The organism is Pseudoalteromonas sp. AOP7-A1-14, assembly GCF_052376275.1.
Lineage (GTDB): Bacteria > Pseudomonadota > Gammaproteobacteria > Enterobacterales > Alteromonadaceae > Pseudoalteromonas.
In genome coordinates this window covers 1-1,605 of record NZ_JBQSVO010000230.1, presented here as the reverse complement: position 1 = coordinate 1,605, position 1,605 = coordinate 1, and the positions used below count along the sequence as shown (strand labels likewise).

1 protein-coding gene is annotated in these 1,605 nt (G+C 35.5%); it reads right to left on the bottom strand.

Going from position 1 to position 1,605, the window contains the following annotated elements:
- Positions 1 to 210 precede the first annotated feature (210 nt).
- On the bottom strand, positions 211 to 1,068 hold the full coding sequence (locus ACT3RM_RS17765) for a tetratricopeptide repeat protein (RefSeq protein ID WP_444511498.1): 858 nt from the start codon (positions 1,066 to 1,068) through the stop codon (positions 211 to 213).
- Positions 1,069 to 1,605: the final 537 nt, after the last annotated feature.

The following is a 1,605-nucleotide window of genomic DNA, read 5'->3' as shown; positions in this document are numbered from 1 at the left end:
CAGATTTTTACGCAAGCGTTTTTATTCCCTTTTTTACATTTATTTTTTACCCCAAAGATACAAAGATGATAACCACAAGTTACTCACAAAACCCTGTGGACAACTCTTGTATTTGTCTCTTTAAAACTCAAGATACTTCTTTAACGATATCTCTAAATACAAAAAGCACCTTAAAGTAAGGTGCTTTTATAATATTATTAGCAATAAATGTTAATACAAGATGCTATATAACTTACGACGATATTTAGCTGCTAATGCGTCACCATCTGGGAGAGTGGCAATAATAGCTAAAAAGCTTGCTTTAGCTCCATTAAAGTTTAAATCTTTCTTGAGTACAATAAACAACGCTTCAAGTGCTTCTTCTTTTCGGCCTGCTTCATTTAATAAACTACTAAACTCTATTTTTAGATCAAGATCGTTAGGGGATTTTTCAACTTGTGCTTGCTTAGCTTTAATTTCTGGTGAGTCAGTTACTTCAAGTGCTTGCTTACACTTAGCACTAATATTAGTGTAATAAGCATCTCGCTCATTTTCAGCTACGGAATCAAGTAGGGCTTGCGCATCATCTAATTTATGTATTTGAATACATATATCAGCAAGCACTAATTTAACCCGAGTGTGGGTACTATCTAATTCATAAGCCTGCTTAGCATAAGTAAAGGCACTATTGAGGTCTTGTGCAAGTAGTGCTTGCTTAGCTTGCTCTAGTAATAGTTCAGATTGTGCCGGTAGGTGCTTGGCTAATACTTCACGCACTTGTTGCTCAGTTTGCGCGCCAGGTAGCATATCAACAGGTGCTGAATCTTTTAAGAAAACCAACGTTGGTAATGTTTGCAAGCCAACTTGCTGTGCTAATTGTGATGCAAGCGCTTGCTCTGTATCACAGTCGAGTGTAGCTACTAGTAAATGCTCACCATATTCACTCGCGATTTTATCTAAAATAATGGCTTGAGATTGGCATTCAGGGCTTTGTGCCGAGTAAAAGCTAAGTAATACTAGCTTTTCTTGTGAGGTTTCACCTAACACTTGCTGTAGGTTTTGAGGATTAACATTGACCATATTATTCATTACGATTGATTGCCATATCAGAGTATTTAGAGTTTTATATGGTGGCATAGATAGCAATTACAAGTCTAAAGGTCCTTTATGAAATAACTTAGTTTATATACCACGCTATTATTATCGACTCCCTTTGTATCAGCCAACACCTTGGCTCTGAACTTAGACAAAATAGTACCAGGAATCGCTACCTTGATTTGTACTTATGAAAAACTTTTTATTAATTAACCATAATCTAGGTGACTAACAAGATTTGCGGGTTTAATCGCCTGTAAATTAAGTGTTAACTTTAGTACTATACGAGGGTCTATTAATATTTCGCAATTAAATTTGCAGTAAATTCGCTAGGTTTTTAGTCAAGGCAGAGCCTACGTAGTATGATTGTTCCTTATTATACAGAGGGTAAAATCAACAGAAATACCAAACATATGCTGTGCGTCTAGTTTTGCATAAGGACAAATTACCTTTTATTGCTTGATTTTGACTTAACTTATTCGGTTACAAATCTTGTGCTACGATTAAATTGCCTTTGATTAAGTAGGTTTC

Bases quoted from the DNA above. Each gene is read 5' to 3' on its own strand.
- ACT3RM_RS17765 (WP_444511498.1), bottom strand. From the start codon at position 1,068: ATGAATAATATGGTCAATGTTAATCCTCAAAACCTACAGCAAGTGTTA.